This window comes from Polynucleobacter sp. MG-5-Ahmo-C2 (assembly GCF_018687735.1).
Taxonomy (GTDB): domain Bacteria; phylum Pseudomonadota; class Gammaproteobacteria; order Burkholderiales; family Burkholderiaceae; genus Polynucleobacter.
Genome location: NZ_CP061304.1, coordinates 1,720,581 through 1,741,668 on the forward strand (window position 1 = coordinate 1,720,581; position 21,088 = coordinate 1,741,668).

19 protein-coding genes are annotated in these 21,088 nt (G+C 45.6%); 6 read left to right on the forward strand and 13 right to left on the reverse strand.

All coding sequences use genetic code 11. The annotated features are described in order from the left end of the window. The first annotated feature begins 41 nt into the window (after nt 1-41). Nucleotides 42-497, forward strand: coding sequence for a PhaM family polyhydroxyalkanoate granule multifunctional regulatory protein (locus C2740_RS08820; protein WP_215293322.1), 456 nt, complete (start codon nt 42-44; stop codon nt 495-497). Here the strand turns inward: C2740_RS08820 and C2740_RS08825 are convergent. Further along, nucleotides 409-1,494, reverse strand: a complete 1,086-nt coding sequence (locus C2740_RS08825) for an MBL fold metallo-hydrolase (RefSeq protein WP_215293323.1) — start codon at nt 1,492-1,494, stop codon at nt 409-411. The two genes, C2740_RS08820 and C2740_RS08825, sit on opposite strands and share 89 nt — an antisense overlap. 39 nt (nt 1,495-1,533) lie before the next feature. Here C2740_RS08825 and C2740_RS08830 point away from each other — a divergent pair, with 39 nt between their 5' ends. Beyond that, nucleotides 1,534-1,710: a DUF1289 domain-containing protein gene (locus C2740_RS08830; protein ID WP_215293324.1), complete on the forward strand. Its 177-nt coding sequence runs from the start codon at nt 1,534-1,536 to the stop codon at nt 1,708-1,710. 14 nt (nt 1,711-1,724) lie between these two features. Here the strand turns inward: C2740_RS08830 and C2740_RS08835 are convergent, their stop codons facing one another. Next, nucleotides 1,725-2,708, reverse strand: a complete 984-nt coding sequence (locus C2740_RS08835) for an MDR family oxidoreductase (protein WP_215293325.1) — start codon at nt 2,706-2,708, stop codon at nt 1,725-1,727. Nucleotides 2,709-2,795: 87 nt separating this feature from the next. Here C2740_RS08835 and C2740_RS08840 point away from each other — a divergent pair, with 87 nt between their 5' ends. Genes C2740_RS08840 through C2740_RS08850 form a run of 3 tightly spaced genes read left to right on the forward strand, consistent with a single transcriptional unit; the run spans nt 2,796 to nt 4,287 of the window. Then, the gene (locus tag C2740_RS08840; protein WP_215293326.1) at nt 2,796-3,092 is read left to right on the forward strand and encodes a hypothetical protein; all 297 of its coding nucleotides are present in this window, start codon (nt 2,796-2,798) and stop codon (nt 3,090-3,092) included. Between the two features lie 10 nt (nt 3,093-3,102). Continuing rightward, complete coding sequence (locus C2740_RS08845; protein WP_215293327.1) at nt 3,103-3,603, forward strand: flavin reductase family protein; 501 nt, start codon at nt 3,103-3,105, stop codon at nt 3,601-3,603. Between the two features lie 21 nt (nt 3,604-3,624). Next, the gene (locus tag C2740_RS08850; RefSeq protein ID WP_215293328.1) at nt 3,625-4,287 is read left to right on the forward strand and encodes a glutathione S-transferase family protein; all 663 of its coding nucleotides are present in this window, start codon (nt 3,625-3,627) and stop codon (nt 4,285-4,287) included. A gap of 31 nt (nt 4,288-4,318) precedes the next feature. Here C2740_RS08850 and C2740_RS08855 read toward each other — a convergent pair whose 3' ends face one another. The 8 genes from C2740_RS08855 to C2740_RS08890 all read right to left on the reverse strand — a co-directional run bounded on the left by C2740_RS08855 (nt 4,319) and on the right by C2740_RS08890 (nt 15,780). Further along, nucleotides 4,319-7,354 (reverse strand): efflux RND transporter permease subunit, encoded by a 3,036-nt coding sequence (locus tag C2740_RS08855; protein ID WP_215293329.1) that lies wholly within the window; start codon nt 7,352-7,354, stop codon nt 4,319-4,321. 7 nt (nt 7,355-7,361) lie between these two features. Continuing rightward, nucleotides 7,362-8,501 (reverse strand): efflux RND transporter periplasmic adaptor subunit, encoded by a 1,140-nt coding sequence (locus C2740_RS08860; RefSeq protein ID WP_215294373.1) that lies wholly within the window; start codon nt 8,499-8,501, stop codon nt 7,362-7,364. Nucleotides 8,502-8,670: 169 nt separating this feature from the next. Beyond that, nucleotides 8,671-10,212, reverse strand: coding sequence for an efflux transporter outer membrane subunit (locus C2740_RS08865; protein ID WP_215293330.1), 1,542 nt, complete (start codon nt 10,210-10,212; stop codon nt 8,671-8,673). Between the two features lie 131 nt (nt 10,213-10,343). Further along, on the reverse strand, nt 10,344-12,176 hold the full coding sequence (gene glmS, locus C2740_RS08870; protein ID WP_215293331.1) for a glutamine--fructose-6-phosphate transaminase (isomerizing): 1,833 nt from the start codon (nt 12,174-12,176) through the stop codon (nt 10,344-10,346). Further along, nucleotides 12,176-13,651 carry a bifunctional UDP-N-acetylglucosamine diphosphorylase/glucosamine-1-phosphate N-acetyltransferase GlmU gene (glmU, locus tag C2740_RS08875; protein WP_215293332.1) on the reverse strand — a complete coding sequence of 492 codons (1,476 nt, stop codon included), beginning with the start codon at nt 13,649-13,651 and terminating at the stop codon, nt 12,176-12,178. The genes glmS and glmU overlap by 1 nt, the downstream gene beginning before the upstream one ends. Beyond that, nucleotides 13,648-14,556, reverse strand: a complete 909-nt coding sequence (gene ttcA, locus C2740_RS08880; RefSeq protein WP_215293333.1) for a tRNA 2-thiocytidine(32) synthetase TtcA — start codon at nt 14,554-14,556, stop codon at nt 13,648-13,650. The genes glmU and ttcA overlap by 4 nt, the downstream gene beginning before the upstream one ends. 10 nt (nt 14,557-14,566) lie before the next feature. Further along, nucleotides 14,567-14,962: a dihydroneopterin aldolase gene (locus C2740_RS08885; protein ID WP_215293334.1), complete on the reverse strand. Its 396-nt coding sequence runs from the start codon at nt 14,960-14,962 to the stop codon at nt 14,567-14,569. Between the two features lie 11 nt (nt 14,963-14,973). Further along, nucleotides 14,974-15,780: an SDR family oxidoreductase gene (locus C2740_RS08890; protein ID WP_215293335.1), complete on the reverse strand. Its 807-nt coding sequence runs from the start codon at nt 15,778-15,780 to the stop codon at nt 14,974-14,976. Nucleotides 15,781-15,805: 25 nt separating this feature from the next. Between C2740_RS08890 and C2740_RS08895 the strand changes: the two genes are divergently transcribed. After that, complete coding sequence (locus C2740_RS08895; protein ID WP_215293336.1) at nt 15,806-16,993, forward strand: class I SAM-dependent methyltransferase; 1,188 nt, start codon at nt 15,806-15,808, stop codon at nt 16,991-16,993. A gap of 9 nt (nt 16,994-17,002) precedes the next feature. Here the strand turns inward: C2740_RS08895 and C2740_RS08900 are convergent, their stop codons facing one another. The 3 genes from C2740_RS08900 to C2740_RS08910 are packed head-to-tail and all read right to left on the reverse strand — an operon-like array spanning nt 17,003 to nt 21,028. Continuing rightward, nucleotides 17,003-18,127 carry a polynucleotide adenylyltransferase gene (locus tag C2740_RS08900; RefSeq protein WP_215293337.1) on the reverse strand — a complete coding sequence of 375 codons (1,125 nt, stop codon included), beginning with the start codon at nt 18,125-18,127 and terminating at the stop codon, nt 17,003-17,005. After that, on the reverse strand, nt 18,127-19,035 hold the full coding sequence (locus C2740_RS08905; RefSeq protein WP_215293338.1) for a complex I NDUFA9 subunit family protein: 909 nt from the start codon (nt 19,033-19,035) through the stop codon (nt 18,127-18,129). The genes C2740_RS08900 and C2740_RS08905 overlap by 1 nt, the downstream gene beginning before the upstream one ends. Before the next feature lie 25 nt (nt 19,036-19,060). After that, nucleotides 19,061-21,028, reverse strand: a complete 1,968-nt coding sequence (locus C2740_RS08910; protein ID WP_215293339.1) for a transglycosylase SLT domain-containing protein — start codon at nt 21,026-21,028, stop codon at nt 19,061-19,063. Nucleotides 21,029-21,088: the final 60 nt, after the last annotated feature.

The following is a 21,088-nucleotide window of genomic DNA, read 5'->3' on the forward strand; positions in this document are numbered from 1 at the left end:
TTCTATTGGAAAAGCCACTTTTAATTTGACCCGGAGTAGGTATGTTTGGAACAATTCCAGAATTTAATCAAAGCCTTGAAATGTTTAAAACCATGTGGGGGCAAGGCGCAGCTGGTCAGGCCGGCCAATTCCCCTTCACCACAGATGCCCCTAAAGCTGCTGGTGGCTTTGGCGCAGCCTTTCCAGGCCTAGATGTTGAAGAACTTGAAAAGCGTATCAAGGACCTCAAAAGTGTTGAGAACTGGCTAAATTTGAACCTCAATATCCTCAAGTCCACTATTCAGGGCCTTGAAGTACAGCACGCCACGATGATGGCCTTAAAGTCATTTGGAGATGCAGTATCTGCAGCAGGCGCCACAGGAGCGACACCAAAAGAAGAGTCACATACCAAAACAAGCGGCGTGAAAGCTAAACCACGGAAAACCTCAACACGCCGTCCTCGCAAAGCCGGCGATCCAACTTTCCTCGACGAAGTAGGTAATTCAGATGGGCAATAGCCTCACCCATCGCAAAAGTAAGTTGATGAATATCTAATTCACGCTTAAATAGAACCGGCACAATCTCTCGAGCATGCGCCGGTTTTTTACATGCACCGAGCGTATCAGCCAAGCGCTCATCATGATGTGCTTTCAGTTGTGCAATACGTGGCTTCATGCCTGTAAATGGCTTGCCATGAGAAGGCAATACTAAGGTGTCATCTGGCAAGGGCAAATATTCATCAAGCGAATCTAAGTACAAGCCTAAGGGGTCTGCATCTGGGTCGGCATCGAAGACACTGACATTGGTAGAGATACGCGGCAACAACATGTCACCTGAAATCAACACTTCAAGATCTTTACAAAATATTGAGGCATGCTCAGGTGCGTGGCCATATCCCATGATGACTTGCCATTGATGTCCACCGATCAAAATATTTTCACCATTCATAATGCGGCGATATTGGCGAGGCATACCTGGAACCATATTGCTGTAGTAATTAAAGCGTGCCCGAATTTTTTCTAAATCCTCTGGACTAGTTAAGCCATGTTTCTGGAAATGATCTGCAGATCCGCCGCCGCCAGCACGTGTACCAATTGCAGCCCCACCTTCTTTACAGCTGAGCCACTGAGCGGTTAAAAAATCTGTCATGGAAATCCATAAAGGCGCATTCCACTTCTCGCATAACCATTGAGATAAACCAACGTGATCTGGGTGCATATGCGTTACGAGAACCCTAAGGACTGGTAAACCCTCTAGCTGAGTAGCAAAGACCTTCTCCCATGAAGTCTTAGTCTCCTCATTCGCAATACCACAGTCAACAATAGTCCAGCCGGCAATACCATCTATTTCATCGCGCAAAAGCCAGAGATTGATATGGTCTAAAGCGAAAGGGAGCTTCATCCTAAGCCAGCGAACGCCAGGGACAATCTCAATCGTGCTACCAAGCTCAGGAAGCGCCTCTCCTAATGGATAATGAATAGCGCTTTCCGCTTTTCTCTGATCTTGAGTAGTCATGATTTGAGTTTTTTCTTTTGAATTGCTATTAGGTTTATTTTGACAACAGTCCCATCACCTTGCATCAATTGGTGTGAAATCAACCCCGAGAATGGTTACTGCCGGGGATGCTATCGCACGCTCACTGAAATTGCAGATTGGTCCGATCTTTCTAACTCTGAGAAGCTTGAGGTTTGGTCAACATTGAGTGCGCGCAAACCTCAAACTGCAGAGTAAGTTTCAACCTCGTTTTACTTATTCACATCAACAATTAAGCGACCACGCACATTACCCGCCATCAACTCTTGGGCATACTTTATAGACTCTTCCAAAGTAATTTCGTGCGAGATTTCATCTAAAGTTTTAAGATCAAGTAATTTACTCAATTGCTCATAAGCAGCAATTCGTTTTGCACGTGGCACGGTGACGCTATTGATGCCATATAAAGTTACGCCACGCAAAATAAATGGTGCAACACTGGATGGAAAATCCATGCCTTGAGCAAGCCCGCAAGCGGCTACTGCGCCATCGCTCTTGGTTTGTGCGCAAGCATTAGCCAAGGTATGACTGCCAACGCTATCAACTACTGCAGCCCAACGCTCTTTTGCCAAAGGCTTGCCTGGAGCAGATAGAGTTGCGCGATCAATCACTTCCGTAGCGCCCAACTTCTTTAAATACTCCGCCTCAGCTATTCGACCAGTGCTAGCAACCACAGTAAATCCGAGATTGCTTAGCAAAGTAATCGCAAAGCTACCAACCCCACCTGCGGCTCCAGTCACCAACACTTCGCCATCACTTGGCTTAAGACCATGCTTTTGTAGAGCCATGACGCAGAGCATTGCTGTGTAACCAGCAGTACCAATTGCTAAGGCTTGCTTAGCCGTAAACCCCTTTGGAAGTGGGATTAACCATTCAGCCTTCACCCTGGCCTGCTGAGCCAAGCCACCCCAATGCCCCTCGCCTACCCCCCAGCCATTTAAGAGAACCATATCCCCAGTCTTAAAGTCGGGGCTGGCGCTTTCTAATACCTCTCCCGCAAAATCAATCCCGGGAACCATTGGAAAGCTTCTGACCACTGGGCCTTTTCCAGTAATAGCTAGGCCATCCTTGTAATTGAGGGTGGAATAGAGAACCCTAACCCGAACCTCACCCTCTGGGAGGCTGGCCTCATCTGCCTGCCCCAGCTCAGCGCGATAGCCCTGATCATCCTTATTTATTAATATTGCTCTAAACATGTCTCTTCCTTTTATAACGAGGCATTTCTCCACAACAAATGCCTAATAGGTTTATCCTAACGAGCATTGCTAATTATGGAGGCTTCCATGAAAAAAATTCTACTATTAACCGCAATTTCTGGCTTAGCCCTGACAGGGTGCTATTCGACCCAAATTAATATGTCTATGGGCAATATGCGTCTCATTACTTCAAGCGCCGATCCACAAGACGTTATGGACTTTGCTACCAAGGCTTGTAGAAACGATTTTTATGAGGGTGCCAGCTTTCTTTCTAAAGCAGGTAAGGAATATCGCTTTAAATGCGTGAAGACTGAAGAAAATGAAGTCTTAATTCCAATTCCAGGCACAACTATCGCTCCTGCAGTTAAAGCAGAAGCAAAGTAAGTCCAGTTTGATGACCCCATTTACTTCGCAAGAGTTACGCAAAGGATTTGCCTCATTTGCAACCGGGGTCACCGTCATTACCTGCCTTGATGAACACCAAGGGCATCACGGCATCACCATAAGCTCCTTCAATACAGTCTCCCTCGAGCCGCCATTGATTCTGTGGAGTCTAAAAAAACACTCTCGCCTGATGCCTTGGGTAGAAGTGGGTAAGAAGCACCTCATTCACGTTCTTGAACTCTCCCAAGAAAATTTGGCGATGCATTTTGCCACCGTGAAAGAAAATCAATTTGCTGGCATTGCTCACAAGCTTGCCCAAAGCGGCTTGACCCAAATTGAGCATTGCGTTGCCTACTATGAATGTGAGACCGTTTCTGTTCATGTCGGCGGAGACCACAACATCATTGTTGCCAAAGTGATTAACTTAAAAAATCACCCTGAGAAAGAACCGCTCATTTTTGCTCGCAGCAAATTTGTTGGCCTTGATTTTTCAGAAGCAAAAACTACTTAAATAGTCTTTTAAGGAAATGCCATGATGCGTTTATGGGGTCGCAAAAGTTCCATCAATGTTCAAAAAGTAATATGGTGTCTTGCTGAGTTAGGCCTAAAAGAAGGTAAGGACTTTGAGCGCATTGATGCCGGGCTTCACTTTGGCGTTAACCATACGCCCGAATTCCTAAAAATGAATCCCAATGGTCTTGTCCCCACATTGATGGTTAATGACCTAACCCTTTGGGAATCCAATACCATCATGCGTTATCTTGCCAAAGAGCAGGACAAAAACAAACGATTCCCGTCAGACGTTCGAGCTCAATATAGTTCCGAAAAGTGGTTAGATTGGCAACTGGGCACAATGTGGCCAGCCTTACGTATTGCGTTTTTGGGCCTCACCAGAACACCAGAGGCAGAGCGTAATCATCACGCGATTCAAAAGGCCTATCAAGATACCAATCAACTTTTAGGTCTACTGGATCAAACCTTAAGTGAACAAGCTTATTGTTCTGGCGAAAAATTTCATATTGGCGATATCGCACTTGCACTTTGTGTGAGCCGCTGGATTCTACTGAATAAAACTTTTCCAAAGGAAACTGGCGTGCGGGCAGACCTCAAAAATATTGATGCGTGGCTGAAGCGATTAGAGAACGAAACTTGCTATAACGATGTTGCTGAAAAAGAACTCAATATCGTTAAATAGGCGACATTGAGTAGCTTTCATTAGGCGCGCTTTACTCTTGCTTAAATTTCTTCTGGTGATGATCGGCGCCAATAAACAGATACATTGCAGGCACCACAAACAAAGTAAATAGCGTACCGATAGATAATCCAGTAAAGATCACAATACCCATAGATTGACGGCCAGCAGCGCCTGCGCCAGAGGCGATCACTAAAGGCAAGACGCCCAATACCATCGCTGCAGTTGTCATTAAAATTGGTCTCAGACGCACACTACTTGCCTCAACAATAGCGTCGAGCTTACTGCGTCCCGCCTCTTGTAACTCGTTAGCAAACTCCACAATCAAAATACCGTGCTTACTAATAAGCCCCATTAGTGTCACTAAGCCCACTTGGGTATACACGTTTAAAGTGGTGAATCCCAAATTAATAAAGATAAGCGCGCCAAAGAGCGCAAGCGGGACTGATACTAGAATCACAATCGGATCACGGAAACTTTCGAACTGTGCAGCAAGCACCAAGAACACAATCAAAATCGCGAAGAACATCGTAACCAAGAAGCCACCAGACTCAGCCATAAACTGACGTGATGGGCCCGCATAGTCCATGCTGTAACCATTGGGTGCAACCTCTTTTAGAGTTTGACGCATGTACTCTAATAAATCCGCTTGCGAAATAAACGGCGTACTAACACCTGAAATTGTTGCTGAATTTAACTGCTGAAAGTGATTAATGGATTGAGGTACCACCTTTTGCTTAATGCTTGCAATCGTACGCGCCTGAATCATCGCACCACTTGGAGTACGGATGTAGTAATCTAAAATTTGGTCTGGATTTAAACGATCTACCTGCTTGACTTGTGGAATCACCTTGTAGGAGCGCCCAGCAACTGAGAAGTAATTGACATAACCACCGCCCAAAGCTGCAGAGAGGGCGGCACCAACTTGTTGTTGGGTCATGCCTAAAGCGGCTACTTTCTCACGATCAATTACTAATACGTCCTGCGGTTTATCTATCTTTAAATCAGAATCGACAAAGAAGAAATTTCCAGAACGACGGGCTTTATCTAGCACTGCCTGGGATACTTCATTAAGCTGCTCGTATGATTCAGTCGTGTTAATAACCACCTGCACTGGCAAGCCCTGGGCTCCAGGCAAGGCGGGAAACTGAAAGGCCGCTACGCGAGCACCAGCAATCGTATTCCATTTCTGCTGCATGTCTTCTTGAAACTTCGTAGCATTACGACTGCGCTCACTCCAATCTTTTAACAAGATACCGCCAAAGCTGGAGGTTGGACTGGTAATTTGAAAAGCCTGCTCATATTCTGGTTCTGCCGCTGCAATCGCATAAATTTGATCTGCGTAAGTCTGCATTTGATTAACAGTGCTATTAGGTGGCCCAGAAGCTTGCATCAACACAATGCCTTGATCTTCAGTTGGGGCTAGTTCGGCACGAGCAGTGGCGTAAAGATAAGCAACGCCACCGAGAAGAATTACACCCATCACAATAATTACTTGCCATGTACTGAGTAAATCACGCAGAGTGGTTTGATAGCTGTGATGAACCCTATCAAACACCTGATCGATCTTTTGCACAAAAGAGGATGCTTCTTGCTCTTCAGTAAAGATGCGTGAGCACATCATTGGTGAAAGCGTTAATGCAATCAAACCAGAGACGGCAACTGCACTAGCCAGAGTGAATGCAAATTCCGTAAAGAGGGCGCCGGTTAATCCGCCCTGAAAGCCAATTGGGATATATACCGCAATCAAGACAACCGTCATCGCTAAAATAGGCCCGCCCAATTCACGGGCAGCAATCAATGAGGCTTCTAGAGGCGACTTACCCTCCTTCATATGCCGGTCAACGTTTTCAACCACGATGATGGCGTCGTCAACCACCAAGCCAATCGCCAATACCAAAGCCAATAGGGTTAGCAAATTAATGGAATAACCCAGCACTTGCATTAGAAAGAATGTGCCAATGAGTGAGAGTGGCATAGCAATCACCGGTACTGCAACTGCGCGCACGCTACCCAAGAAGAGATAAATAACGATGGTCACAATCACCAAGGCTTCTAACAAGGTAGAGACTACTTCATCAATAGAGCTAGTAATAAACTCTGTTGAGTCGTATACGACTTTACCAGTCATGCCAATCGGCAACTGCTTCTGAATACCGGGCACCACATCACGAACCCGCTGCGCAACATCAAGTAGATTCGCTTGTGGCGCTACCTTAATCGCAATGAAGACCGATTTTTTGCCGCTGAAAGCAACATTGGTGTTGTAGTCCTCTGAGCCCAATGTAACACTGGCCACTTGATCTAGGTAAACAATGTTTACACCATCTTTTTTAACTACCAGCTTACGAAACTCATCTAAAGTATGTAAATCGGTGCCGGCTACTAGGTCGACTGCAACCATATCGCCTTTAGTGCTACCAACCGCCGAGAGGTAGTTATTGGCTGACATCGCGCTATAGACATCATCAGCGCCCACTCCAAGGCCCGCCATCTTTTCACGGTCCAACCAAGCACGCAATGCAAATTTTCTGCCGCCGGTGATCTCAGCATTCTGCACGCCTTCAACAGAATCCAGCTTAGGCTTTACAACTCGCAACAAATAATCGGTAATTGCGTTATTGGGGATGTCATCGCTATAGAAACCCATATACATCGCAGCAGTAGACTGACCTACCTGAACTGTCAGCACAGGCTGCTGCGCCTGCGGTGGCAATTGATTTTTAACAGCGCTAATTTGTGTCTGAATTTGCGTTAATGCCGCATTAGAATCGTAGTTCAACTTCAAAGTAGCGGTAATAGTAGATACGCCACTGACACTCGTTGAGGATAAATAATCAATTCCCTGTGCCTGCGCAATAGAAGCTTCCAGAGGTTGCGTAATAAAACCAGCAATCGTTTCTGGATCTGCACCGTAGTAAGCAGTGGTGATTGTGACGATTGCATTCTGCGTTTGCGGATATTGATTTACTGGCAAAGATCCGATAGCCTTTAAACCAAAAACTAAAACGAGTGCACTCACCACCAGTGAAAGTACTGGCCTGCGAATGAATATGTCAGTCCAATTCATCGGCTACCTATTCCTGCGGCTTGGGATCAGGTGAATTAGCAGGTTGCACCTTATTATTAATGATGAGTGGTGTGCCGTTCTTCAGCTTTAATTGACCACTCGTAACGACTGTGGCGCCCTCTTCGACCCCCTTGAGGATCGCGACTTGATCGCCGCGAGTTGTGCCAGTAGTTACAAATACTTGCTGAGCTTCCAATGCTAGCTTACCCTGCTTATCTTTTTTACCAGTTGGCTTAGCAATGAATACTGTTGAGCCATATGGGTTATAGGTCACAGCAGTTTGTGGCAGCGTTAATAATTTCACCTGCTCGCCCACCTTAATGTTTACATTGGCAAACATTCCTGGAAGGATTTTCTTATCTGGGTTAGCAATTTGTGCCTCAATTTGAATATTGCGAGTATTGGTATCTACCTTTGGGCTAACAGCTGTAATCTTCCCGGTGAAGCTGGCATCTTTAAATGCATCCGTTGTCACTAGAACTTCTTGGCCAACTTGAATTTGTTCAGCATTACTTTGCGGCAAATTAAAATCAACAAAAATCGGATCTAAGGTTTGTAGAGTTAGTAACTTATCCCCAGGATTAACGTACTGACCAGGATTGATCGACACAATACCTACCCGACCTCCAAATGGTGCCTTCAAGTTCTTTTTAGCTACTAAAGCAGTCTGTGACTCCACTTGTGCGAGCTTAGATTTAGCATCAGCCGCACTAGTATCAAATACATTTTTACTAATCGCCTCTATAGCCAACTGCTGTCTATCACGCTCATTAATAACCTTGGCAAGATCTGCCACCGCCTTTAAAGATTTGAGCTGGGCAACATCGGACGCATCATTCAATTTAATTAATAAGTCGCCTTCTTGCACATCTTGACCAGATTTAATAGGCACCGTTAACACTAGACCGCCAATTTCAGTGCTTAAATCGACGCCTCTGAAAGCGCGAATATTGCCAACGCTAGTCAGCTTAGGCTGCCATTCAGAAGTGGTGATTACCATCGTTGAAACTGTTGCTGGGGGTAAGCCCATTCCCGAGATGAAATGCTTAATCATGAAAGTCTTAAATTGATTGAAAGCAAAAATTAATCCGAGCAATAAAAAGACCCCGCATAGCATGATAGTCATACGGCGCTGCAATGGCTCCATAGCCATCAACTTCGCATATGCTTTTGTGCCACGCCATTTCTGCCCCATGCGAACATAGAATGCTTTGGCTTTTTCCCATAGGGCGATTGCTTTCTCGCGCAACTGCCACTCGACTGCTTTCAGCTTCATCCATGCCGATAAGGCAAGAACCATCGCTATGAGTTTGCTCTTAATTTTTTCCAGAAGTTTCATTTTGATCTTTGTTCGCTATGTCTTTTGGTTTAAATGCTGGACCACTGCGATTCCACCAGCCGCCGCCCAATGCTGCAAATAACGCTGCTGTATCAGAAAAACGGGTTGCTTGAGCCGCGACCGATTTCACTTTTGCTTGTTGATACTGATTTTGGTAATAGAGAACTGCTAAGTAACTTGCAGTGCCCAATTTATATTGCTGCTGAACTAAGTCCAATGTTTCATAGGCATAACGCTCTGCATCTGATGCTGCCTTCAAAGCTTGAGCGCCAGTTTCAAGAGCGCGCAATGCATTTGCCACTTCTTGAAAAGCATTTAAGACCGTCGCCTGATACTGGAAAGCCGCTTGTTCGTAATTGGCTATTGCACCGCGACGTTGTGCCAATAACTGACCGCCCTGAAACAGTGGCTGCAAAATACCGCCACCAAGCGTCCATAAGGAAGAGTTCGGGCCAAACAAATTATTAGAGGTTAACGAGGCGGCACCAATCGAGCCAGTGATATTGAACTGTGGCAACAAATTTGCAGTTGCCACGCCCACAAATGCATTCTGCGCCTTTAACTGAGCCTCTGCAGCCCTCACATCGGGGCGCTGACGTACTAAGCTTGATGGAACCGAGAGGGGTAATTTTTCAGGCAAGTGCAAATTAGAAAGATCAAACTTTGTAATATTGGCATTGCTAGGTAGCTCACCAACAAGTACTGCTAGCTGATTACGCGCAAATGCTAAATTACGCTCGTAAGTAAATAGATCCACTTGGGAGTTGGCAACTAAAGTTTGCTGAGAGGTGAGGTCAACTTTATTTACCGTGCCAATCTTCAATTGCTTTTCTGTCACTGCCGCCAAATTGGTTTGGGCCTTCAAGATTTCTTCCGTTGCCTGCATTTGTGCACGTAATGCTGCTTCTTTAACCGCACTAGTCACAACGTTGGCAGTCAATGATAGATAGGCTCCTTCCAGCTGAAACTGAGCAACTTCTGCTTGCGCTCTAGCGCCTTCGACTGCGCGACGCGCACCACCAAAGACATCTAACTTATAAGTTACATTCACAGAGGTGTTGTAAAGGTTATAAGTGTCACTTCCGTAATTCACACCATAGACTGCTGAAGGTTGTTTTTGCCTGACTGCACTCGCACCCAAACCAACTGCTGGAAAATATTGCCCTCCAATTTGTGCGTTAACGTTTTCTTGTGCGGCACGAAGCGCCGCATCCGCAGCGCCTAAATTTGGGTTTTGCTCAAGAGCCCTTTTAATCAAAGCATCAAGCTCTGGAGATTTATAAAGCTCCCACCACTGAGCCTCTATATCCTCCCCCTCAGCAAATTCTTGAGGAGTGCCGCCTGGAACGCCGGGGGCAGTAGTCAATTTTTGAGTAAGTGGACTCTCTGTATAAGACTTAGTCTTCGGAGCATCGGGTTGCTTAAAGTCTGGTCCAACCGCACAAGCAGATAGAACTCCTGCACAAATCAGCAGAAGTAAATTCAAACGCAAAGTGGGGAGAGCTTTTGACAGAAACATGAATTACAACAAATATCCTCTTTTAGAAGAGTTATTTGAACACAAAAATACAATCAGGGCCTCGTAAAGCCCTGATTTAAATACTTAAATTTGTTCACAACCAGCGAGGGAAGTCAACTGAAGATTGCGCCTTATTCCACCGTCACACTCTTCGCAAGATTTCTTGGTTTATCCACATCGGTGCCGCGTGCACAAGCAGTGTGATACGCCAATAGCTGCAGTGGAACTACGTGCAATATAGGAGATAAATTGCCGTAATGCTCAGGTAAGCGGATGACATTAATGCCTTCAGTGCTAACGATATTTGTATCTTGGTCAGCAAAGACATACAACTTGCCGCCACGTGCCTTCACTTCCTGCATATTAGACTTCAGCTTTTCTAGAAGCAGGTCATTAGGGGCAACCGTTACAACTGGCATCTTCTCGGTCACTAATGCCAAGGGACCGTGCTTGAGCTCGCCAGCCGGATAGGCTTCGGCATGAATATAAGAAATCTCTTTTAATTTCAGCGCACCCTCAAGTGCGATTGGGTAATGTAGTCCACGACCCAAAAAGAGCGCATTCTCACACTTCGAAAATGCATCACTCCAGGCAATGATTTGTGGCTCAAGCGCCAACACGGCATGCAGCGCTTTAGGTAAATGACGCAGTTCACGAAGAAGCTCTTTTTCTTTTTCAGCAGAAATCTTGCCTGCTCGTTTCGCAAGCGAGACTGCCAAAAGGTACAAAGCCAATAACTGGGTCGTAAATGCTTTAGTTGATGCGACGCCAATCTCAGCGCCAGCCTTGGTCAAGAAATGCCAACCCGTTTCGCGAACCATCGCACTACTAGCGACATTACATATTGCCAAGGTGAACTGGTGTCCCAAGGCCTTCGCATGACGAAGTGCCGCCAAAGTATCTGCAGTCTCGCCAGATTGAGAAACCACCACAATAAGTGTATTTGGATTTGGCACAGTCGTACGATATCGATACTCACTAGCAATCTCAACTTGAGTTGGAATACAGGCAATCTCTTCAAGCCAATATTTAGCGACACAAGCTGAGTAATAACTTGTGCCGCAAGCCAAAATTAAAATTTGATCAAATTTTCTCCAGCTTTCTGGATTAGCATTAAAAAGTTCTGGGCCAAAAGAAGTGATATTGGCCAGCGTATCGCCAATCGCTCGAGGTTGCTCAAAGATCTCTTTTTGCATGTAATGCTGATAAGGCCCGAGGTCCACAGAGTCTGCCTGTGCAGGCATTGGCTTGCGATCTCTTTGTACAAACTTTCCAGATTGGTCAATGACTTGCGAGCCTTCTGCTGTGAGGATGGCGACATCCCCCTCTTCCAAGTACATCATTGAACTGGCACGCCCAGCCAAGGCAAGTGCATCTGAGGCTAAAAAGTTTTCATGCTCACCAAGGGCCACCACCAGGGGCGAGCCAACACGAGCCCCTACAAGAGTAGTTGGATTATCTTGAGCAATCACACCAATCGCATATGCACCATGCAATTTAGGCAAAACTGCTCTGACTGATTGAGCAATATCTTTTTGACCATCGCTAATATATTGCTGATGAATTAAATGGGCAATGACTTCAGTATCAGTCTCAGAGGTAAATACATAACCAGCAAGCTTTAACTCTGCCCGGAGAGTTTCATAATTCTCAATAATGCCGTTATGCACAACAGCAATCAGACCATTAGAAATATGGGGGTGTGCATTTTGCGTATCTGGCTTGCCATGTGTTGCCCAGCGTGTATGGGCAATGCCAATAGTGCCGATAAACTCTTTACCCTGCTCAGCTAACTCAGAAACACGAGCGGTGGTGCGGGCTCTTTCAATGGGGTGCTTTGCATCGCCTTCATTAATAACTGCAAAACCACAAGAGTCATAACCGCGGTACTCAAGGCGACGCAAGCCTTCAACCAATACATCAACAATATTTTGATGAGATGCTGCGCCAACAATACCGCACATTATTTTTTACCCTTTGCGGTTTTTTTGGCAGTAACTTTCTTAATTACTACTTTCTTTGCAACAGGTTTTTTCTCTTGCTTAACGGGGCGCTGCCACTGCAAAGACACTTGTCGCGCTCTTGATACTGTAAGCTGATTTGCGGGGGCATCTTTTGTGAGAGTAGTGCCGGCACCCAATGTAGCGCCACGCCCGACACGAACTGGGGCAACCAATTGCGTATCAGAACCAATGAAAACATCATCTTCAATAATAGTTTGGTGTTTATTCACGCCATCGTAATTACAGGTAATCGTGCCAGCACCAATATTGACTCTAGAGCCCACAATCGAATCACCGACGTAAGCTAAGTGGTTTGCTTTGCTATTTGCAGCAATCTTGCTGTTCTTCACTTCAACGAAGTTACCAATATGAACATCGTTTGATAAATCAGTACCTGGACGTAAACGTGCATATGGGCCAATGATTGACTGATTGCCAACTTTGGCGCCATTAATATGACTATAGGCATACACCGAAACGCCTTTACCAATGTCGCTGTCCCGAATCACGCAGTAAGGGCCAATTGTTGTGCCCGCTGCCAGAGTGACGCAGCCTTCAAAGATACAGCCCACATCAATAAAAACATCAGTACCACACTCAAGTGTGCCACGTACATCAATGCGTGCAGGGTCAGCTAATGACACACCAGCATTCATCAACTGATTAGCAATATTGAGCTGATGGATTCGCTCTAAGGCCGCCAACTGATCACGACTATTGACGCCAACTGTTTCAAATTCATCATCAGCCTGAGTTGTGCGAATCGGCACGCCATCTTTGACGGCCATCGCAATCACATCAGTTAAATAGTATTCCCCCTGAGCATTACTGGCGCGCAAGGATTTAAGCCATTTCTTCAATGCATTGGTAGGTAAAACCATAATGCCCGTATTAATTTCGCAAATCGCTTTTTGTGCTGATGTTGCATCTTTTTCTTCAACAATTTCTTTTACCGAACCATCGGTGTCACGAACAATACGGCCATAACCTGTTGGGTTGGCAAGATTTTGAGTAAGTAATACCAATGCAGAATCTTGGCCTCGTACTCCGTCAGCCAACTTCGCGAGCTTACTCAAAGTTTGTTTACTGGTCAGCGGCACATCCCCATACAAAACCAAAGTAGGCTCTTGTACATCGAGTTTTGGAAGTGCTTGCAAGAGCGCATGTCCAGTGCCCTTTTGCTCGGCCTGGAGTGTAGTGCTGACTTTGCTAAAACTAGGGTCTACTTTGCTTGCATTAGCCAGGAATTCTTTGACGTCAGAGGCACCGTGCCCTACCACCACAATCGGACCAGATTTAGTCTGCTTATTTTGTAGTGATAAAGCAGTAACTAAAACGTGCTGAAGGAGGGGTTTTCCTGCCAAAGTTTGCAGGACCTTGGGCAAGGCGGACTTCATCCGCTTTCCTTGCCCGGCAGCCAAGATGACGATATTCATAGAGAGGGATTATAAATCCCCTGGATGAGGGTGCCACAAGCCAATTCATCTAATTCAGATTCATCAATGGCCTTATCTCCGGATGATCTTGCGGCGATACCAGATAACTCAGTAGAAATTTCTAGATTCTGGAAGTCAAAAGCTTCTCCATCCATTAAATGGGATGGAACGATGTGATGCATTGAGCGAAACAGATTCTCTACACGGCCAGGGTACTTTTTCTCCCAGTCACGTAGCATTTCCTTCATTACTTGGCGCTGAAGATTCGGCTGACTTCCACACAAATCACAAGGGATGATCGGAAAATTCATATCGCCCGCATAACGCTCTAATAATTTCTCAGGAACATAGGCCAGAGGACGAATAACGATATGCTTGCCGTCATCAGAGCGTAACTTTGGCGGCATCCCTTTTAGCTTGCCCGCATAAAACATATTGAGCATCAGAGTTTCCAGAATGTCATCTCGATGGTGACCTAAAGCAATCTTAGTCGCCCCCAATTCATCTGCCACACGATACAAAATGCCGCGGCGTAAACGCGAACATAAACCGCAAGTTGTTTTTCCTTCCGGAATAACGCGCTTCACAATGCTGTAAGTATCTTGTTCTTCAATATGAAACTGAACGCCCAAGCTCTTTAAATAGTTTGGCAGTATCTCTGCAGGAAAATTAGGCTGCTTCTGATCAAGGTTGACAGCCACAATCTCAAAATGAATCGGTGCACGCTCACGTAACTTCATCAAAATATCTAGCATGGCATAACTATCCTTGCCGCCTGATACACAGACCATAACTTTGTCGCCATCCTCAATCATGCCAAAGTCACCGATGGCTTGACCCACCAAACGGCAGAGTTTTTTCTCTAGCTTATTTTCTTCGAAGACAACTTTACGAATATCACCCATGACAACTCACTTACGCTTGCTTAATCCGAAATACTTCAACGCCAACAGAATGACAGTCTGGATAAACGTCTGGCTTTGCCGTGCTAACGCGTGCTGCCAATACTTTAGGGTGGGCCAGCATTGCCTCAATAATGTCATCGCAAAAGGTCTCCTGTAGATGGATATGGCCTTTAGAAGCACGCGCCTTAATGGTCTCGCGCATGAAGTCATAATCAACCACTTCATCCAATTGATCATTCCTTGGCGTACTCATTGCAAATGGAATGTATAGATCAACATTCAGAATCACTCGCTGCTCTGCTTTTTTTTCAAAATCATGCACGCCGATGTTGATATAGATTTCATAGTCACGCAAAAATAAACGACGGCAGTCTATAAGAGCTGGATGAGAAAGAATAGCGTGCATAAATAATCTACTTAATTTGTCTTAAACATTACATCGCGTGATGATGGTAGCAAATGTTGACCACCGTCAACATACAAAGTGGTTCCAGTAATGGCATTAGCCTGCGCCAAAAATACCGCTGCTGTAGAAACATCATTTGGTGTTGATGACTTTCCTAATGGCGTCATCTGATGTGCTTTTGCAAACCCATCATTGGTTTGATCACCTGAGGGCAAAGAAATTCCTGGCGCCAAGCCCACGACTCTGAGGTGAGGAGCAAAATCTGTTGCCAATACTTCAACCGAAGTTGCTAGTGCAGCTTTAGATAAGGTGTATGACAAATAATCCGGATTGAGATTAATTAACTTTTGATCGAGCAATTGAATGACTGATGGCAAATACTCATCATCTGCTTTAATGACATTATTTTTCTGATGCTCAAACATTAATTGAGATAGCAGAATCGGTGCGGTCAAATTAACCTGCATATGGCTCTGCAAACTGCCAGCATTTAGTGGTGAATTTGAACTAGCGCGATCATACTCAAATATGGATGCGCTATTCACTAGGCAATGCAAGTTTCCAAATTGTTTAACGACTGCAGCAAAGAGCTTGTTGATAGCGGTCTCATCTGCCAAATCCGCCTGAAAAGCCTGAGATTTAACTCCCATCATCTCGATTTCTGTGACGGTTTCATTGGCCTCGTGCTCAGATCGCCCATAATGAACAGCCACATCCCATCCTTGGCGTGCAAACTCCAAAGCAATTTCCCGACCCAGGCGCTTAGCGGCGCCGGTCACTAAAACTGCTTTCTGTTTCCGGGATGAGGGTGAGTTCAATTAAATTCTCTTAGACTAGCGAGCTATGGATATTACCTTGACCAGCCTTGAAGCGGAGCATAGTGAGCTCCTCAAGGACAAAATAGCGTCTCAGATTGCCTCTCAGGGTGGCTGGTTGCCATTCTCTAGGTATATGGAGATAGCTTTATATGAGCCTGGAATGGGCTATTACAGCGCTGGGGCGCACAAATTGGGTGCTGGCGGCGACTTCACCACAGCCCCCGAATTAAGCCCCCTCTTTGGGGCTGCCATTTGCTCCACCCTATTGCCGATTCTTGAGGGTCTCAAAGATAAAGGGCTTCCGACCCAAATTCTCGAATTTGGTGCTGGCACCGGTAAGCTTGCCAGCTCCATTTTGAGCCGCCTGCATGATCTCAACTTTAGCCTTGATCGCTATGACATGATCGAAATTTCTCCAGATTTAGCTCAGCGCCAACAAGAACGTATTAGTGGCCTTGTTCAAGAATTGAAGCTCTCCACAAAATGTCATTGGCTTAGCGAATTACCAACGGGTTTCAAAGGCGTCATTCTTGCTAATGAAGTAATCGACGCCATTCCTTGCGACGCCATCATTTACCAAAATGGATTTTGGTACTGGCATGGGGTTGGCTTTGAAAATGGCAAGCTCCACTGGAAAACGGGTTTGCCAGTGGAACAAGGGCTCTTACCTGAAAGCCTCTTAAGTGAACATTTTTCTGAAGGCTACGTCACTGAACTACATATGACTGCTGATGCCTGGATACGCCAAATTGCAAAGCAATTAGATACTGGCCTATTTTTGACCTTGGACTATGGCTTTCCAGAAAGCGAGTACTACCACCCACAAAGACTCGAAGGCACATTGATGGCGCACCACCGCCATCACGCGATTCAAGATCCTTTCCATCTGCCAGGTCTTTGTGACTTAACAACGCACGTAGAGTGGTCACAAATTGCTCGTAGTGCGCTCGCTGAAAATGCAGATGATGTTTATCTCACAAATCAAGCGGCTTTCTTACTAGATGCCGGCATTGGAGATATTGCCCTAGAGATTGGCAATCCGAGTGATCCAGCCACTTTTTTGCCGATTTCAAATTCATTACAAAAACTGCTCTCTGAAGCCGAGATGGGTGAGCTTTTCAAGGCTTTTGCATTTTCTAAAAATCTAAAGGATTTACTACCTGAGCATTCTTTGGAAGACCTACCCGGACTGCGTGGCAGAAGTAGACTCTAAAGCCTAGGACTAAAGAGCTGCAGTAATTGCGGCTAGCCTTGCAGACTCAAATGCGCTGCCAATGCGCTCACCATTAGATCGGTCTTGCGCTTCAATGCCAGCAATAATCTCTGCTGTATTCAACGCTTGTGCATTACGCATTGCCGTCGTCAACACAGAAACATTAAATCCGATTTTGTCAGCAAGATTTAGCAAGGCCTGACTGCGATCTGGTTTACGCCAAACATCAGCACGATTAAACCAAGCCAAGATATCAACTGCTTGATACCTAGTTTCTGCGTACTGATTAATCAATGACCTCAGCCCACTAAAAATCTCAGCAAAGTCACGCACTTCAATGGGCATACGCACACATTCAGCCCAAGAGCGAATTTCAGATGCAGGTAAATCCATCAAGGTAATGGCACAACGCTCTTCAAGGCTATCGCCAGTTGCATCGTAATGGTCAATTAATTGCTCGCGAAATGATTCTGCTGCAAGCTTGGTAGTAAGCGTGCTTGGTAGTAAGATTTTTGCGGCATCCGTATTCAGTAGCACCTGAAACAAATGCATAGGCTTGGCAGCAATTAAGCCCCTTGCCAGTTCTTGCCAGATCCGCTCGACGGATAGCGCATTTAATTCGCCAGATTGAACGATTGCCTTTAATGCTGCCATCGTCCCATCGGCAACACTGAATTCAGGAAAACGTGCAGCGAATCGCGCAATGCGCAATAAACGAAGAGGGTCTTCTGCAAATGCATCGGACACATGACGGAATACTTTGGCAGCCAAATCCTCTTGACCGTTAAAGGGGTCAATGATCGGGCCGAATTGTTTTCCATCTGCACCAATTTCTTGGGCCATGGCATTAATCGTTAAATCACGGCGTTCCAAATCTTGCTCCAGAGTAACTGAAGGGTCTGCGTAAAAATGAAAGCCTTTATAGCCTTGACCTGTTTTGCGCTCAGTACGAGCTAGCGCATACTCAGCTTGAGTTTCTGGATGTAGAAAGACTGGAAAATCCTTGCCCACAGGACGAAATCCTTTAGCAATCATTTCATCAACACTGGAACCAACGACTACGTAGTCGATGTCGTGTACAGGCAAACCCATCAGAGTGTCCCGTATTGCGCCACCAACTGCATAGATCTTCATTACTTCATGCCCTCCAGGCTTCGCCGACTGATTTTGAATACTTCACTTAATGCGTCCCGTCCATTCGCTGGCAACACATTAGGCAATTGCATTGAAGCAATATTGTCACGCGACATTAAAGTGGGTCCCGGCAAAAATTCAAATGCCAATGCTTGCAAATAACCTACAAAGGCGGGCACTGGAATAATGGCGCATGATGTTTTGGCCTTGCGTGCAGCAAACTCCACAATCTCTTTCATGGTGTAAACGGTAGGCCCAACTAAATCATAAGATTGATGAATGGTCTGTGGCATTTTTAATGTCATCACAAACGCACTGGCAACATCATCCACGCTCACCGGTTGAAACTTCGCCTGATAATTTGCCAATGGCATTGCTGGAAATAGTTTAGTTAACTTGGCAAATAAATTAATAAATTGATCTTGGGGCCCAAAGATCACTGATGGTCTAAAAATAGTCCAATCTAAATCGCTCGCTTGCACTGCCACCTCACCATCACCTTTGCTGCGCTGATACATAGACGGCCCCTTGGAATCTGCCCCTAAGGCACTCATGTGCAGATACCGCTTAAGCCCATGTAATTGCATCGCGGTAATAATGTTTTTTGGCAGGTCGACATGTGCCGCCTTAAATATCTTGCCATAAGGCATCGCTGGTTTATCGTGCAAGACGCCAACTAAATTCATCACGGCTCCATGAGGCTTAATGCGTGCGCACAAAGACTGTAGTTCATCAAAATCATGCACATCAGCATCCTCTATATGCACCTTAGGCAACATGCGTAACTCACGACCAGCGGCTAGATGGCTCGTGGGCAAGAGAACTGAATAACCCGCAGCTTGCAATTGCGCAGCCAATACACGACCAACAAATCCATTGCCACCGATGAGAAGGATGTCGTATTTCATAGGCTCTCTTATTAATAAATACTAGTTAGGGTAATTCAGATTGAGTGGCTGCCTTAGGAGTAATCACGCCCAAGCGTTGCTTCAAGGATTGTGCTTGACCATTCATCACGGATGAATAGTAATTCGCATTGGAAAGTACATTCTTTACATACGTACGAGTCTCATTAAAGGGAATAGTCTCCGCAAAGATTGCGCCTTCAGTGGGGCCAGTCAATTTCTCGCGCCAAGCTTTTGAGCGTGAAGGGCCGGCATTATAAGCAGCAGACGCAAGCACCCAAGAGCCATCCAGGTCAATCAAAACCATATTTAAGTAATTGCTACCTAATGTTAAATTGGTATTGGCATCACTTAACTTGTCATTGGTATAGTTAAGCATGCCAATCTTTTTAGCAACATACTTTGCAGTATTAGGCATCACCTGCATCAAGCCTGAAGCACCAACCGAGGAAGATGCATTCATAATGAAGCGCGACTCTTGGCGAATAAGCCCATAAGCCCAAGCAAGATTCAAATCAATTTGTCTTGCAATTGGAGAAAGCTCTTCACGATAAGGCGTGGGATAACGCAAGCTAAAGTCATGCTCTTGTTTTGTGCGATCGGCAGTATTCACCACGCGGTCATATAAATTAACGCGCTTCGCGTATTCAGCAGCAGCGAGTAACTGCTTGTCTGTCATATTGCGCAATTCCCAATTCCACTCGCGATTGCCTTCAAAACGCAAATTCATAGCGTACAAGCGCTCGCCTCTTATAAAACCCTTGCGATTAGCCATCGCATCAATCTCTTGCTCTGTAACTTTAGTGCGAGCTGGAGCATGATTTGATTTTCCTAATTCTTCGCGCGCTAACTGGCCATAAAAGTTATATTGCTCAGCAATCAACTCAAAACTCTCTTTAGCTTTTGCGTCCTGACCTTCTGCTTTTAAAGCGCGTCCGTACCAATAAGCCCAAGCAGGATCTTTGCTGCGCACTATGGGATTCATGCCCTCGACAGCATTTTTTACCAAGACCCAATCTTTGGCGCGCAATCCTGCGCGCACCTTCCACTCCTGCGACTCAACCGAGAGCAATTCGTTATAGCCCAGCTCTTGCTGCAAGCGATAAGCGTCATCTGCATTGGAATCTAATTTCTTGGCTAAAAATTGGCCAATCACACCCCAAGCAACAGCCTGATTCTCTTTGCTATAGCGTGATGAGGTTTGTAGAAAATCTCGATATGCTTTTGATGGATCCGTCTTGGCAGTCTTCACAACGTCTGCAATTGGATCTTCGCCACCCAAACGACGGGCCATGGTGTCAAAACCTCTTTCACTAGCGGCGCGGCCAATTGCTTTTGCCTCACTTGGGGTCATACCACCAGCAGCAACCAGCGCAGGCACCAACTCTTGGCAGGCTTGCCCGAAATAGCTAGGGTCTAGCAGCACTGAACGAGAATCAATTGCTAGCTTGGTTGGATTTTCCCCTTGAGATAATTTTGATAGCAAGGAATAGCACTTCACCTGCGTATCATCATCCAAAACAAACTTGGCATACTCAGCATCGAAGCGTGCCCAGTCTTTTCTCTTACCCAACACCAATAACCAATCATTGCGCATGCGATCAGCCAAGGCGGTTCCTTGATACTGGTTTAAAAATGCAATGACCTGGGTGTCAGCGCTGTAATCGCTGCGCGGTCCACCACCACTATCAAATAATTGCGGCTTAATTCGAAAGTAGGTCACATAGTCATCAAATTGGTAACTTGCTAGGTTAGATGAAAGCTGTTGCGTACGAAAGACATCATTTTTTCTAGCAGCTTCACGCAGGTCGATAAACATACGATCTGTATCGGTGATCTCAACCGGGATGGCTTTGCTCTCATAAGACTTGGGCAGACTTGGTTTTTTGCTCTTTTCTGCAAAAGCGCTTGGCATGGCCAAGACTAGCCCTAGGATCAAAATCTTGGTCCAGTGGAGCTGATTACTTTTGAGAATTACAAACTTCTTTTTCACCATCTAGCCCCGTATATATTTGCTAGGATTCACCTGAAATCAACTTGATTACGATATGTTCTA